Annotated in this window: 13 protein-coding genes; 7 read left to right on the forward strand and 6 right to left on the reverse strand. The window is 61.1% G+C overall.

From position 1 onward, the window contains the following. Positions 1-110: 110 nt before the first annotated feature. From HX793_RS05320 to HX793_RS05330, 3 genes are all read left to right on the forward strand, one after another. Positions 111-1,475, forward strand: coding sequence for an MFS transporter (locus tag HX793_RS05320; protein WP_177094961.1), 1,365 nt, complete (start codon positions 111-113; stop codon positions 1,473-1,475). Between the two features lie 11 nt (positions 1,476-1,486). Further along, entirely contained in the window at positions 1,487-3,040 is a 1,554-nt protein-coding gene (gene garD / locus HX793_RS05325) for a galactarate dehydratase (RefSeq protein WP_122723727.1), read from the forward strand. Between the two features lie 175 nt (positions 3,041-3,215). Continuing rightward, a complete protein-coding gene (locus HX793_RS05330; RefSeq protein WP_016976224.1) occupies positions 3,216-4,157 on the forward strand; it encodes an AEC family transporter in 942 nt (313 codons plus the stop codon). A gap of 90 nt (positions 4,158-4,247) precedes the next feature. Here the strand turns inward: HX793_RS05330 and HX793_RS05335 are convergent, their stop codons facing one another. From HX793_RS05335 to gatC, 6 genes are all read right to left on the reverse strand, one after another. Then, positions 4,248-4,628 carry a carboxymuconolactone decarboxylase family protein gene (locus HX793_RS05335; RefSeq protein WP_016976223.1) on the reverse strand — a complete coding sequence of 127 codons (381 nt, stop codon included), beginning with the start codon at positions 4,626-4,628 and terminating at the stop codon, positions 4,248-4,250. After that, on the reverse strand, positions 4,625-5,680 hold the full coding sequence (locus HX793_RS05340) for a calcium/sodium antiporter (protein ID WP_025999733.1): 1,056 nt from the start codon (positions 5,678-5,680) through the stop codon (positions 4,625-4,627). Before HX793_RS05340 ends, HX793_RS05335 begins: the two co-directional genes overlap by 4 nt. A gap of 47 nt (positions 5,681-5,727) precedes the next feature. Further along, the gene (locus HX793_RS05345) at positions 5,728-6,099 is read right to left on the reverse strand and encodes a septal ring lytic transglycosylase RlpA family protein (RefSeq protein WP_016976221.1); all 372 of its coding nucleotides are present in this window, start codon (positions 6,097-6,099) and stop codon (positions 5,728-5,730) included. 157 nt (positions 6,100-6,256) lie between these two features. Continuing rightward, positions 6,257-7,702, reverse strand: a complete 1,446-nt coding sequence (gene gatB, locus HX793_RS05350; protein ID WP_177050250.1) for an Asp-tRNA(Asn)/Glu-tRNA(Gln) amidotransferase subunit GatB — start codon at positions 7,700-7,702, stop codon at positions 6,257-6,259. 10 nt (positions 7,703-7,712) lie between these two features. Then, positions 7,713-9,164, reverse strand: a complete 1,452-nt coding sequence (gene gatA, locus HX793_RS05355; protein ID WP_016976219.1) for an Asp-tRNA(Asn)/Glu-tRNA(Gln) amidotransferase subunit GatA — start codon at positions 9,162-9,164, stop codon at positions 7,713-7,715. A gap of 16 nt (positions 9,165-9,180) precedes the next feature. Then, positions 9,181-9,468 carry an Asp-tRNA(Asn)/Glu-tRNA(Gln) amidotransferase subunit GatC gene (gene gatC / locus HX793_RS05360; RefSeq protein WP_010213142.1) on the reverse strand — a complete coding sequence of 96 codons (288 nt, stop codon included), beginning with the start codon at positions 9,466-9,468 and terminating at the stop codon, positions 9,181-9,183. 210 nt (positions 9,469-9,678) lie between these two features. Between gatC and mreB the strand changes: the two genes are divergently transcribed. The 4 genes from mreB (at position 9,679) to HX793_RS05380 (ending at position 13,093) form a co-directional block, all read left to right on the forward strand. Then, positions 9,679-10,716 carry a rod shape-determining protein MreB gene (gene mreB, locus HX793_RS05365; RefSeq protein ID WP_002555108.1) on the forward strand — a complete coding sequence of 346 codons (1,038 nt, stop codon included), beginning with the start codon at positions 9,679-9,681 and terminating at the stop codon, positions 10,714-10,716. 140 nt (positions 10,717-10,856) lie between these two features. Next, positions 10,857-11,957 (forward strand): rod shape-determining protein MreC, encoded by a 1,101-nt coding sequence (gene mreC / locus HX793_RS05370; RefSeq protein WP_177050458.1) that lies wholly within the window; start codon positions 10,857-10,859, stop codon positions 11,955-11,957. Further along, positions 11,957-12,445 (forward strand): rod shape-determining protein MreD, encoded by a 489-nt coding sequence (mreD, locus tag HX793_RS05375; protein WP_016976217.1) that lies wholly within the window; start codon positions 11,957-11,959, stop codon positions 12,443-12,445. The genes mreC and mreD overlap by 1 nt, the downstream gene beginning before the upstream one ends. Positions 12,446-12,496: 51 nt before the next feature. Next, positions 12,497-13,093, forward strand: coding sequence for a Maf family protein (locus HX793_RS05380; RefSeq protein WP_177058649.1), 597 nt, complete (start codon positions 12,497-12,499; stop codon positions 13,091-13,093). Positions 13,094-13,157 lie beyond the last annotated feature (64 nt).

The raw sequence follows: 13,157 nt of genomic DNA on the forward strand, positions 1-13,157 counted from the left end.
CAGGATGTGCGCGGTGCTTTTGAGGTTTTCGCGAGCAAGCTCGCTCCTACAGTGGGCAGCAACACACCACCATTACCCGCAAAAAAAATAATTAGTGGGAGTACTTCTACATGCAAGCGACCAAGCCGACCCACGTCCGCTATTTGATCCTGCTCATGCTGTTCCTGGTGACCACGATCAACTACGCCGACCGGGCCACTATCGCCATCGCGGGCTCCAGCCTGCAAAAAGACCTCGGCATCGACGCGGTCACCCTCGGTTACATCTTCTCTGCATTCGGTTGGGCCTACGTGGCCGGGCAAATTCCCGGTGGCTGGTTGCTGGACCGGTTCGGTTCCAAGAAAGTCTATGCGCTGAGCATCTTCACCTGGTCACTGTTCACCGTGCTGCAAGGCTATGTCGGTGAGTTTGGTGTCTCCACCGCCGTGGTTGCGCTGTTTATGCTGCGCTTTATGGTGGGCCTGGCCGAAGCGCCTTCGTTTCCCGGAAATGCCCGTATTGTGGCGGCATGGTTTCCTACGGCTGAGCGCGGTACGGCTTCAGCGATCTTCAACTCGGCGCAGTACTTCGCCACGGTGCTGTTTGCGCCACTGATGGGCTGGATTGTCTACCGCTTTGGCTGGCAGCACGTGTTTATCGTGATGGGTGTGATCGGCATCGTGTTTTCGCTGATCTGGCTGAAAGTTATCCACAGCCCGCGCCAGCACCCGCTGATCAACGAAGCTGAGTTCAATCACATCGCCGCCAATGGCGCGATGGTCGATATGGATCAGGACAAAGGCAAGGGTAAGAAAACCGACGGGCCGAAGTGGGATTACATCCGCCAGTTGCTGACCAACCGCATGATGCTCGGCGTGTACCTAGGCCAGTATTGCATCAACGGTATCACCTACTTTTTCCTCACATGGTTCCCGGTGTACCTGGTGCAGGACCGTGGCATGACCATCCTCAAGGCCGGTTTCATCGCCTCGTTGCCGGCGATCTGCGGGTTTATCGGCGGCGTGCTCGGCGGGGTGGTTTCGGATTACCTGCTGCGCAAGGGTCATTCCCTGACCTTCGCCCGTAAAGCGCCGATCATTGGTGGCCTGCTGATCTCCAGCAGCATCGTGGCCTGCAACTACGTGGATATCGAGTGGATGGTGGTGGGCTTCATGGCCTTGGCCTTCTTCGGTAAAGGCGTTGGCGCACTGGGCTGGGCGGTAGTCTCCGACACCTCGCCGAAACAAATCGCCGGCCTCAGTGGTGGCTTGTTCAACACCTTCGGTAACCTCGCGTCGATCACTACACCTATTGTGATCGGCTACATCATCAGCACCACCGGCTCGTTCAAATGGGCCCTGGTGTTTGTCGGCGCCAATGCGCTGGTGGCGGTGTTCAGCTACCTGGTCATCGTTGGGCCGATCAAACGTGTCGTCCTCAAAGAGCCGCCTACCAAAGGGCCTGAGTTGACCAACCTAACCGAAGCGCATTCCTGAGGGGCCGTGTGATGCAGTTGATTGAACATGCCGACTCGCCGCGCTCGATTCGTTTGCACGAACGCGACAACGTGGTGATCGTGGTCAATGACCAGGGCGTACCGGCCGGGACCGAATTCCCGGACGGCCTGGTGACCGTGGATTTCATCCCCCAGAGCCACAAGGTGACCCTGGAAGACATCCCCGAAGGCGGCCAGATTATTCGCTACGGCCAGACCATCGGCTATGCCCTGGCGCCGATTCCGCGTGGTAGTTGGGTGCAGGAAGATCAACTGCGCATGCCCACCGCGCCGCCGTTGGACAGCTTGCCGCTCTCCACCGAGGTGCCTGAGGCCCAGGCACCCTTGGAAGGGTTTACCTTCGAGGGTTACCGCAACGCGGATGGCACGGTGGGTACGCGCAATATCCTTGGCATCACCACCACGGTGCAGTGCGTGACTGGCGTGCTGGACCATGCGGTCAAGCGCATCAAGGACGAATTGCTGCCCAAGTACCCGCATGTCGATGACGTGGTGGCGCTGACCCACAGCTACGGCTGTGGTGTGGCGATCACTGCGACCGATGCCTACATCCCGATCCGCACGGTACGCAACCTGGCGCGCAATCCGAACCTGGGTGGCGAAGCCCTGGTGATCAGCCTGGGCTGCGAGAAACTGCAGGCCGGACAGGTGATGCACGACAACGACAGCTCGGTTGACCTGAGTGAGCCCTGGCTGTATCGGCTGCAGGATTCCAGCCACGGCTTTACCGAGATGATCGAGCAGATCATGGAACTGGCCGAGACGCGCCTGAAGAAACTCGACCAGCGCCGCCGGGAAACCGTGCCGGCGTCGGAGCTGATTCTGGGCATGCAGTGCGGCGGCAGTGATGCGTTTTCCGGTATCACCGCCAACCCGGCGCTGGGCTATGCCTCGGATTTGCTGTTGCGGGCCGGCGCGACGGTGATGTTTTCCGAAGTGACCGAAGTCCGCGATGCTATCTACCTGCTGACGTCTCGCGCTGAAAGCGAGGCGGTTGCCCAGGAACTGGTGCGCGAGATGGACTGGTATGACCGTTATTTGGCCAAGGGCGAGGCGGATCGCAGCGCCAACACCACGCCGGGCAACAAGAAGGGCGGGTTGTCGAACATTGTCGAGAAGTCCCTGGGCTCTATCGTCAAATCCGGCAGCAGTGCGATCAATGGGGTGCTCGGGCCAGGCGAGCGTTTCAAGGGCAAGGGCCTGATCTTCTGCGCCACGCCGGCCAGTGACTTTGTATGCGGCACATTGCAACTGGCGGCGGGGATGAACCTGCATGTGTTCACCACCGGGCGTGGTACGCCGTATGGGCTGGCGATGGCGCCGGTGGTGAAGGTGTCGACGCGCACGGAGCTGGCGCAGCGTTGGCCGGACCTGATCGATATCGACGCGGGGCGTATTGCCACGGGACGGGCGAGCATAGAGGAACTGGGTTGGGAGTTGTTTCACTTCTACCTGGATGTAGCCAGTGGCAGGAAGCAGACGTGGGCGGAGCATCACAAGCTGCACAACGACATCACGTTATTCAACCCTGCCCCCATTACCTGAGACTGAGTCGCCTGCTTCGCGAGCAAGCCCGCTCCCACACTTGACCGCATTCTCCTGTTGAAAATCGGTCGGAATGTGGGAGCGGGCTTGCTCGCGAAGGCGTCCTACCAGACGCCGCAGGGCTGCATGGCTTATCATTAGCCACCTAACGACGCTCACCAAGGTTCTCCCCGGCATGCTGGCAATTTTCCTCACCACCCTCACCATCACCGCGCCGGTGTTTGCCATGCTGTTTCTCGGTGTGCTGCTCAAGCGCATCAACTGGATCAACGACAACTTCATCCACACGGCCTCGTCCCTGGTTTTCAACGTCACCATGCCGGCGCTGCTGTTCCTCGGCATCTTGCATGCCGACCTGCACTCGGCGCTCAAGCCGGGCCTGCTGATCTACTTTGCAGTCGCCACCTTGCTCAGCTTTGCGCTGGCCTGGGGCTGGGCGATCTTTCGTTGCCCGCGTGAAGACCGGGGTATCTACACCCAGGGCGCGTTTCGCGGCAACAACGGGGTGATAGGCCTGGCACTGGCCGCCAGTATGTATGGCGACTATGGCATCTCCCTCGGCGCGATTCTCGCGGCGCTGGTGATCCTGTTCTACAACACCCTGTCGACCATCGTGTTGGCGGTGTACAGCCCGGTGATCAAGTCCGATCCGTGGAGCATCTGCAAAAGTGTGGTGGCCAACCCGCTGATCATCAGCGTGATCGTGGCGGCGCCGTTCGCTTATTTTCAGATTGGCCTGCCTGGCTGGTTGGAAAAATCCATGCAGTATCTGGCTGATACTACGTTGCCGTTGGCCTTGATCTGCATTGGCGGCACCTTGTCGCTCGCAGCGTTGCGTAAGAGCGGCAATAGGGCGCTGAGCGCGAGTTTGATGAAAATGGTCTGGCTGCCGGTAGCGGCGACCTTGGGCGCGTGGTTGCTGGGCTTTCGCGGGCCGGAGCTGGGGATTCTGTTCCTGTACTTCGGTGCGCCGACCGCAGCCGCCAGTTTTGTGATGGCCAGGGCGGCCGAGGGTAATCATGAACTGGCGGCGGCGATTATCGTGATCACCACCTTGATGGCGGCGGTGACCACGAATATCGGGATCTTCGTGTTGCAGGCCGGCGGCTGGGTGTAGGAGCGAGCTTGCTCGCGAAAACCCCAAGAGCGCGTCGGTTACTCAGATTGCCCGCGTATTCGTTGACGATTTTCGCGAGCAAGCTCGCTCCTACACAGGTGCCTGGTAGGTGTCGATCACTTCCTGCGCCGCGCGGAACGCATCAATCGCCGCCGGCACACCGGCATACACCGCGCAATGCAGCAACGCCTCGCGGATCTCTTCCACGGTGCAACCGTTGTTCAGTGCGCCGCGCACATGGCCCTTCAGCTCCTGCGGGCACTTGAGCGCGGTCAGGGCGGCGAGGGTGATCAGGCTACGGGTTTTCAGCGGCAATCCTTCGCGGTTCCACACACTGCCCCAGGCATGTTCATTGACGAAATCCTGCAGCGGCTGGGTGAACTCGGTGGCATTGCCCAGGGCGCGGTCGACGAATACATCGCCCATGACTTGGCGACGCATCTCAACCCCGGGCTTTTTCTGATCGGTCATTGCGATTCCCTCTTGTGTTGGCGGCGCCAGGCTCGCAGCGTGCTGAACAACAGAAAAGCCACCAGCACTGGCAGGACGTAGTACAGCATCAGGTGTTCAAGCTTGGTGGCCAGGGGCATGCCCGTGGTGAACGCCATTACATGCAGCCCGTACGCCAGGTACAGGCCCAGCAGCACCAGGCCTTCGGCGCGGGTCACGCGGTAGCCGGTGTAGAACACCGGCAGGCACAGCACGACTACACCGAGCATCACCGGCAGGTCGAAATCCAGGGCATTGGGCGATACCGACAGCGGCGAGGGCGCGAGCAGGGCCGTCAGGCCCAATACGCCCAGCAGGTTGAACAGGTTGCTGCCGATCACGTTGCCCACGGCGATTTCCCGCTCGCCGCGCAGGGCGGCAATCAACGAGGTCGCCAGGCATGGCAGCGAGGTGCCCACGCCGATCAGAGTCAGGCCGATCACACGTTCCGACAGGCCCAGGTCGCTCGCCACATCCACCGCCGCGCCCAACAGCAAATGGCCGGCCAGCACCAGGATCAGCAACCCGCCGAGCATCAGCAGCACGCTGCTCAGCCAGGGCGCGCGGGCTACGGTGTCCAGCGTGCGGGGGCGGCGGGAATGGCGGGTCTGGTAGTGCAGCACGCCGAGGTAGGCGACCAGGGCAACCAGCAGCAGCAGGCCGTCGACCGGTGTGAGTGCTTCATTGGCAGCTAGGGTGAACACCAGCAGCGCGGCCAGGATCATCACCGGAATATCCAGGCGCACCAGTTGGCGCGAAACCCGCAGCGGAATGATCAGCGCCGACAGGCCCAGGGTTACAAGGATGTTGAAGATGCTGCTGCCGATCACACTGCCCACCGCGATATCGGTGTTGCCGGCCAGGGTGGCTTGCAGGCTGACGGTCATCTGCGGCGCGCTGCTGCCGAAGGCGACGATTGTCAGGCCGATGATCAGCGGTCGCACCTTGAGGCTCGCCGCCAGGCGCACGGCGGCGCGCACCAGGATTTCGGCGCCGATGATCAGTAGCACCAGGCCGCTGACCAATTCCAGCAGACTCCAGGGCGAGAGGGCGGTTAATCCGAAAATGGCCTGGGCTCCGTTTAGTTGCTTAGCGCTTGTACGCGCACTCGCGCCGTACCGCTGCTGATCATACCCAGCTGCTCGGCCGCCTTGCGTGAAAGATCGATCAGGCGCCCACGGGTATGCGGGCCGCGATCATTGATGCGGACAACCACGGATTTGTCGTTGTCGAGATTGGTGACCTTGACCTGGGTGCCGAACGGCAATTGCCGGTGGGCGGCGGTCAGGGCGTTCTGGTTGAAGGGTTCACCGCTGGCGGTCTTTTTGCCATGGTGCCGGGCGCCATAATAGGAGGCAGTGCCGGTTTCGTCGTAGCCGTTGGGGTTGATGACGCCGCTGGCGCAGCCGGCCAACAGGGAGAACAGGGCCAGGAGGCCGAGTAGACGCTTCATTCAAGGAGTCCCCGCTTTAAATGTGGGAGCGGGCTCGCTCGCGAATACGGTGTGTCAGCTACATACTGCTTTACTGATCCACCGCATTCGCGAGCAAGCCCGCTCCCACAAGGGATCCGGGTTGGAGGTGAAATCCCGCCCGGACCATTCATCGCTATCAGCCTTCGAGCTTGCTTTTCAGCAATTCGTTCACCTGCTGCGGGTTGGCCTTGCCCTTGGAGGCTTTCATCGCCTGGCCCACAAAGAAGCCGAACATCTTGCCGCGCTTGGCTTCGTCTGCCGCACGGTATTGCTCGACCTGATCGGCGTTGGCCGCGAGCATTTCATCCAATACGGCCGAGATCGCGCCGCTGTCGGTGACTTGCTTGAGGCCACGCTTCTCGATGATCTCGTCCGCGCTGCCTTCGCCTGCGGCCATGGCTTCAAACACTGTCTTGGCGATCTTGCCGGAGATGGTGTTGTCCTTGATTCGCAGCAGCATGCCGCCCAACTGCTCGGCGGTGACCGGGGCTTCGTCGATTTCCAGGCCTTGTTTGTTCAACAGGCTGCCCAGTTCAACCATCACCCAGTTGGCCGCCAGCTTGGCGTCGCCGGCAATGCTTACGACTTTTTCGAAGTAGTTGGCTTGTTCACGGCTGGAGGCCAAGACACTGGCATCGTAGACCGACAGGCCGAACTGCGCCTGGAAGCGCTCGCGTTTCTGCTGTGGCAGTTCCGGCAGGGTGGCGCGCACGTCATTGAGGAACGAGTCCTCGATGACCACCGGCAATAGGTCCGGATCCGGGAAGTAACGGTAGTCGTTGGCTTCCTCTTTGCTGCGCATGGCGCGGGTTTCGTCTTTGTTCGGGTCGTACAGGCGCGTTTGCTGGATGACCTTGCCGCCGTCTTCGATCAGCTCGATCTGGCGACGCACTTCGCTGTTGATCGCCTTCTCGATGAAGCGGAACGAGTTGACGTTCTTGATCTCGCAGCGAGTGCCGTACTCGGCTTGACCCTTTGGACGGATCGACACGTTGCAGTCGCAACGCAGCGAACCTTCGGCCATGTTGCCGTCGCAAATGCCCAGGTAACGCACCAGCGCGTGGATGGTCTTGACGTAGGCCACGGCTTCCTTGGCGCTGCGCATGTCCGGTTCGGAGACGATCTCCAGCAGCGGCGTGCCAGCACGGTTCAGGTCGATGCCGGTAGAGCCGATAAACTCTTCGTGCAGGCTCTTGCCGGCATCTTCTTCCAGGTGCGCACGGGTGACACCGACGCGCTTGATGGTGCCGTCTTCCAGGGGGATGTCCAGGTGGCCCTTGCCGACGATCGGCAGTTCCATCTGGCTGATCTGGTAGCCCTTGGGCAGGTCCGGGTAGAAGTAGTTCTTGCGCGCGAACACGTTGTGCTGGCCGATCTCGGCGTCAATCGCCAGGCCGAACATCACCGCCATGCGCACCGCTTCCTGGTTCAGCACCGGCAGTACGCCGGGCATGCCCAGGTCAACCAGGCTGGCCTGGGTGTTCGGTTCGGAGCCGAACGTGGTGGCGCTACCGGAGAAAATCTTCGATTGGGTGGCGAGCTGGGTATGAATCTCCAGCCCGATCACAACTTCCCATTGCATAGTGTTCTCCTCAGAAGCCGGTAGGGGTGCGAGTGTGCCAGTCGGTGTTCAACTGGTACTGGTGCGCCACATTGAGCAGGCGGCCTTCCTGGAAATACGGGGCGAGCAATTGCACGCCGACCGGCAGGCCATCGACGAAACCGGCAGGCATGGACAAGCCCGGCAGGCCCGCGAGGTTGGCGGTGATGGTGTACAGGTCTTCGAGGTACGCAGCCACCGGGTCGCCGTTCTTGGCGCCGAGCTTCCAGGCCGGGTTCGGCGTGGTTGGGCCGAGGATCACGTCGACCTGTTCAAAGGCGGCCATGAAGTCGTTCTTCACCAGGCGACGGATTTTCTGCGCCTTGAGGTAGTACGCGTCGTAGTAGCCGGCCGACAGGGCGTAGGCACCGACCATGATCCGGCGTTGCACTTCGGCACCGAAACCTTCGCCACGGGAGCGCTTATAAAGGTCGGTGAGGTCTTTCGGGTTTTCGCAGCGATAGCCGAAACGCACGCCGTCGAAACGCGACAGGTTGGAGGAAGCTTCTGCCGGCGCGATCACGTAGTAGGCAGGAATCGCGTGCTGGTTGTTCGGCAGGCTGATTTCCTTGATCACGGCACCCAGGCTTTCCAGGGTCTTGACGCTGTTATGCACCAGTTCAGCAATGCGCGGGTCGAGACCGGCGCTGAAGTATTCCTTCGGCACGCCGATGCGCAGGCCCTTGAGCGAGGTGTTCAGGCTGGCACTGTAGTCCGGCACTGGTTCATCGATGCTGGTGGAGTCCTGTTTATCGAAGCCTGCCATGCCTTGTAACAAAATTGCGCAGTCTTCGGCGGTGCGCGCCAGAGGGCCGCCCTGATCGAGGCTGGAGGCGTAGGCGATCATGCCCCAACGGGAAACGCGACCGTAGGTCGGCTTCAAGCCGGTGAGGTTGGTGAAGGCCGCAGGCTGGCGGATCGAGCCGCCCGTGTCGGTGGCCGTAGCCGCCGGCAGGAAGCGCGCGGCAACCGCGGCCGCCGACCCGCCGGACGAACCGCCGGGCACGTGCTCCAGGTTCCACGGGTTTTTCACCGCGCCGTAGTAGCTCGACTCGTTGGCCGAACCCATGGCGAATTCGTCCATGTTGGTCTTGCCCAGGGTCACAGCCCCGGCGGCAGCCAGCTTGGACACCACGGTGGCGTCGTAAGGCGCCTTGAAGTTGTCGAGCATCTTCGAGCCGCAACTGGTGCGAATGCCCTGGGTGCAGAACAGGTCTTTGTGGGCGATTGGAGCGCCCAGCAGCGCGCCACTTTCACCGTTGGCGCGACGTGCGTCGGCGGCCTTGGCCTGGCTCAGGGCCAGTTCTTCGGTGAGGCTGATGAAGCTGTTGACCTTTGGATCGTGCTCGGCGATGCGCGCCAGCAGGGTCTTGGTCAGCTCTTCGGAAGAAAACTTTTTGTCGGCGAGACCGCGGGCGATCTCGGCCAGAGTCATGTGATGCATTGCAGGCTCTTTCCCTTTAGTCGATGACTTTCGGAACCAGGTACAGGCCGTTTTCGACCGCTGGCGCGATGGACTGGTAGGCCTCGCGATTATTACTCTCGGTCACGACGTCTGCGCGCAGGCGCTGGCTGGCTTCCAGCGGGTGAGCCAGGGGCTCGATACCGTCGGTATTCACGGCCTGCATTTGGTCGACCAGCCCGAGAATGCTGTTCAGGGCTGCGGTGGTCTGTGGAAGATCGGCATCATTGAGGCCAAGCGAGGCCAGGTGCGCGATTTTTTCCACGTCGGAGCGTTCAAGCGTCATGGGAATCTCCAGTGGAAAACAGAACGGAGGCTGTCCGTGTGTTAGATTGTCGGAACACTACCGCATTTCTACGGTCTTACGGCCGCGATTGTGGGGTTAGGTGCACAGAAAGTCGGCCAATTTAGCACATTGGCGCCTTGCCCAAAATCCCTGTCGTTGTTAGAGTTTGCCGCACTTTTTTACCCACGCGTTGCCTAGGGTCCCTTTCCCATGTTCAAGAAACTGCGTGGCATGTTTTCCAGCGATCTTTCCATTGACCTGGGCACTGCCAACACCCTTATTTACGTGCGCGAGCGCGGTATCGTCCTGAATGAGCCATCGGTTGTGGCTATTCGGACGCACGGTAACCAGAAAAGTGTCGTTGCCGTCGGCACCGAGGCCAAGCGCATGCTCGGCCGTACACCGGGCAATATTGCCGCCATTCGTCCGATGAAAGACGGCGTGATCGCCGACTTCAGCGTCTGCGAGAAGATGCTGCAGTACTTCATCAACAAGGTTCACGAAAACAGTTTCCTGCAGCCCAGCCCCCGTGTGCTGATCTGCGTTCCGTGCAAATCCACCCAGGTTGAGCGCCGTGCCATCCGTGAATCGGCCCTTGGCGCCGGTGCCCGTGAAGTGTTCCTGATCGAAGAGCCAATGGCGGCTGCGATCGGTGCCGGCCTGCCGGTTGAAGAAGCACGCGGTTCGATGGTGGTGGATATCGGTGGTGGTACCACTGAAATCGCCCTGATCTCCCTGAACGGTGTGGTGTATGCCGAATCCGTCCGCGTCGGCGGCGACCGTTTCGACGAAGCGATCATCACCTATGTACGTCGTAACTACGGCAGCCTGATCGGTGAATCCACCGCTGAGCGCATCAAGCAGGAAATCGGCACCGCCTACCCAGGCGGCGAAGTGCGCGAAGTTGACGTGCGCGGTCGCAACCTGGCCGAAGGCGTTCCACGTGCCTTCACCCTGAACTCCAATGAAGTGCTGGAAGCTCTGCAAGAGTCTTTGGCCACCATCGTTCAGGCGGTGAAAAGCGCCCTGGAGCAATCGCCGCCGGAACTGGCTTCCGACATCGCCGAGCGTGGCCTGGTGCTGACCGGTGGTGGCGCCTTGCTGCGCGACCTCGACAAGCTGCTGGCCCAAGAGACTGGCCTGCCGGTGATCGTTGCCGAAGACCCGCTGACCTGCGTTGCCCGTGGCGGTGGTCGTGCACTGGAAATGATGGATAAACACACCATGGACCTGCTCTCCAGCGAATAAGTCATTGCTGGTTAGCCCATGTTTCGCCCGCAGGCAGCACTTTGCAGTGCTGCCTGTTGGCGTTTATCTTCTTCAATCTGCATCCAGGCCGGTTAGATGCCGTATGAATAAAGAGAACATTTGCCTGGGAGGAGCGGCTTATTAAACCGCTTTTCGCCAAAGGCCCCTCATTGGGCGTGCGCCTGTTGGTGCTGGTCGTGCTTTCGGTCGCGCTGATGGTGGTCGATGCCCGCTTTGCACTGCTCAAGCCCGTGCGCAGCCAGATGTCGCTGGTGTTGATGCAGACTTACTGGATCACCGACCTGCCGCAACGTCTGTACCAGGGCGTGGCCAGCCAATTTGGCAGCCGCACCGAACTGGTCGCCGAAAACGAAAAACTCAAGACCGAAAACCTGCTGTTGCAGGGGCGCATGCAAAAGCTCGCGGCCCTCACCGAGCAGAACGTTCGGCTGCGCGAGTTGCTCAATTCTTCCGCGCTGGTCAACGAAAAGGTCGAAGTGGCCGAGTTGATCGGCATGGACCCCAACCCCTTCACCCATCGCATCATCATCAACAAGGGTGAGCGCGACGGTGTGGTCCTGGGCCAGCCGGTGCTCGACGCCCGTGGCCTGATGGGCCAGGTGGTTGAGCTGATGCCCTACACCTCGCGGGTATTGTTGCTGACGGACACCACCCACAGCATTCCGGTGCAGGTGAACCGCAACGGCCTGCGCGCGATTGCCAGCGGTACCGGTAACCCGGAGCGCCTGGAGCTGCGCCATGTGGCGGACACTGCAGACATCAAGGAAGGCGACCTGCTGGTCAGTTCCGGCCTGGGTCAGCGTTTCCCGGCGGGCTACCCGGTGGCGACGGTGAAGGAAGTGATCCACGATTCCGGCCAGCCGTTCGCCATTGTGCGTGCCGTGCCGACTGCCGCCCTGAACCGCAGCCGCTACCTGCTGTTGGTGTTCAGCGACAACCGCACGCCGGAAGAGCGCGCCAACGATGCCGCGCAGGCCCAGGAAGCGGAAGACAAGCAAAACGGTACAGCGCCGATCGTTCCGGCGACCGTGCCCAAGCCGGCATTCGTCGGGCCACCGGCACCGACGGCGGCTCCGGCAGCGCCTGTAGCCACCCCGGTCAAGCCGGCAGCCCACAACACGCGTCCCGTCAAGCCAACCGTGACTAAACCGCCGGCCGCGACCCCGGCTGCCAAGCCTCCGGCAACTGCCCCGGCAACCACGCGGCAGAGGGAGGAATAATGGCCAGTACTCATTCGCGCAACGGCTGGATTGTCTGGCTGACCTTTGCTATCGGCATGCTGCTGAGCGTTTCGCCCTTGCCGCAGTTCATGGAAATCCTGCGCCCGCTCTGGCTGGCACTGTTGCTGGCGTTCTGGTCGCTGAACCTGCCGCATAAGGTCGGCATGGTCACGGCGATGTTCCTGGGCTTGGCGGAGGATGTGCTCTATGGCACCTTGCTGGGCCAGAACGCGTTGATCCTGACCCTGATCACTTTCCTGGTGCTGTCGTTGCAGCAGCGCCTGCGGATGTTCCCGATGTGGCAGCAGTGCCTGGTGATCCTGGTGATCTTCGGCCTGGCACAGCTGGTTCAGCTATGGCTGAGCGCCTTGACCGGTAACCGCCAGCCAACCTTGGCGCTGGTATTGCCAGCGCTGGTCAGTGCCTTGCTGTGGCCATGGATCAGCTTCGGTCTGCGTGGGTTGCGTCGTCGCTATAAAATCAATTGAATGGATTGCGAGGCTCTGCCTGGTTATCGAACCCTACAGGGAGAGTCTGCAATGAATTCGCTTTACCTGGCCTCGGGCTCCCCGAGGCGGCGTGAACTGCTGACCCAGATCGGTGTGCCTTTCACCGTGGTCGGCGCCGCTATCGATGAAACTCCTCTTACAAACGAATCCGCTGTTTCCTATGTTGAGCGCCTTGCGCGTGGCAAGGCAACGGCGGGTTTTGCTGCGCTCGAAAATACCTCCGACGCCTGTGTGTTGGGTGCCGACACTGCCGTAATCATCGATGGAAAAATCCTCGGTAAGCCCGTCGATCAGGCCGATGCCCTGGCCATGTTGATGGCGCTGGCGGGGCGTGAGCATGAAGTGCTCACCGCCATTGCCCTCACCGATGGCCAGCGCTGCGAGACTGTTTGTGTAAGCAGTCGTGTACGGTTTCGCGAGATTTCCGTCGAGGAAGCAACCACCTACTGGCACAGTGGCGAGCCCCAGGACAAAGCGGGCGGCTATGCTATCCAAGGGTTGGGCTCGGTGTTCGTCGCAGGGCTCAATGGCAGTTATTCCGCCGTGGTAGGCCTGCCGGTGTGCGAAACCGCGCAACTGCTCGGCCAATTCGGCATACCCTGTTGGCAAAACCTTACCGCGCGCTGAACGCCGTACTCCAGCGCCCAGCCTTAAGCGATCGGTCACTATTGTGAAAACGCCTGAACGAGAC

The sequence above is a fragment of the Pseudomonas reactans genome, assembly GCF_013387025.1.
Classification (GTDB): domain Bacteria; phylum Pseudomonadota; class Gammaproteobacteria; order Pseudomonadales; family Pseudomonadaceae; genus Aquipseudomonas; species Aquipseudomonas reactans.

Bases quoted from the DNA above. Each gene is read 5' to 3' on its own strand.
- HX793_RS05320 (WP_177094961.1), top strand. From the start codon at position 111: ATGCAAGCGACCAAGCCGACCCACGTCCGCTATTTGATCCTGCTCATG.
- garD (WP_122723727.1), top strand. From the start codon at position 1,487: ATGCAGTTGATTGAACATGCCGACTCGCCGCGCTCGATTCGTTTGCAC.
- HX793_RS05330 (WP_016976224.1), top strand. From the start codon at position 3,216: ATGCTGGCAATTTTCCTCACCACCCTCACCATCACCGCGCCGGTGTTT.
- HX793_RS05335 (WP_016976223.1), bottom strand. From the start codon at position 4,628: ATGACCGATCAGAAAAAGCCCGGGGTTGAGATGCGTCGCCAAGTCATG.
- HX793_RS05345 (WP_016976221.1), bottom strand. From the start codon at position 6,099: ATGAAGCGTCTACTCGGCCTCCTGGCCCTGTTCTCCCTGTTGGCCGGC.
- gatB (WP_177050250.1), bottom strand. From the start codon at position 7,702: ATGCAATGGGAAGTTGTGATCGGGCTGGAGATTCATACCCAGCTCGCC.
- gatA (WP_016976219.1), bottom strand. From the start codon at position 9,164: ATGCATCACATGACTCTGGCCGAGATCGCCCGCGGTCTCGCCGACAAA.
- gatC (WP_010213142.1), bottom strand. From the start codon at position 9,468: ATGACGCTTGAACGCTCCGACGTGGAAAAAATCGCGCACCTGGCCTCG.
- mreB (WP_002555108.1), top strand. From the start codon at position 9,679: ATGTTCAAGAAACTGCGTGGCATGTTTTCCAGCGATCTTTCCATTGAC.
- mreD (WP_016976217.1), top strand. From the start codon at position 11,957: ATGGCCAGTACTCATTCGCGCAACGGCTGGATTGTCTGGCTGACCTTT.
- HX793_RS05380 (WP_177058649.1), top strand. From the start codon at position 12,497: ATGAATTCGCTTTACCTGGCCTCGGGCTCCCCGAGGCGGCGTGAACTG.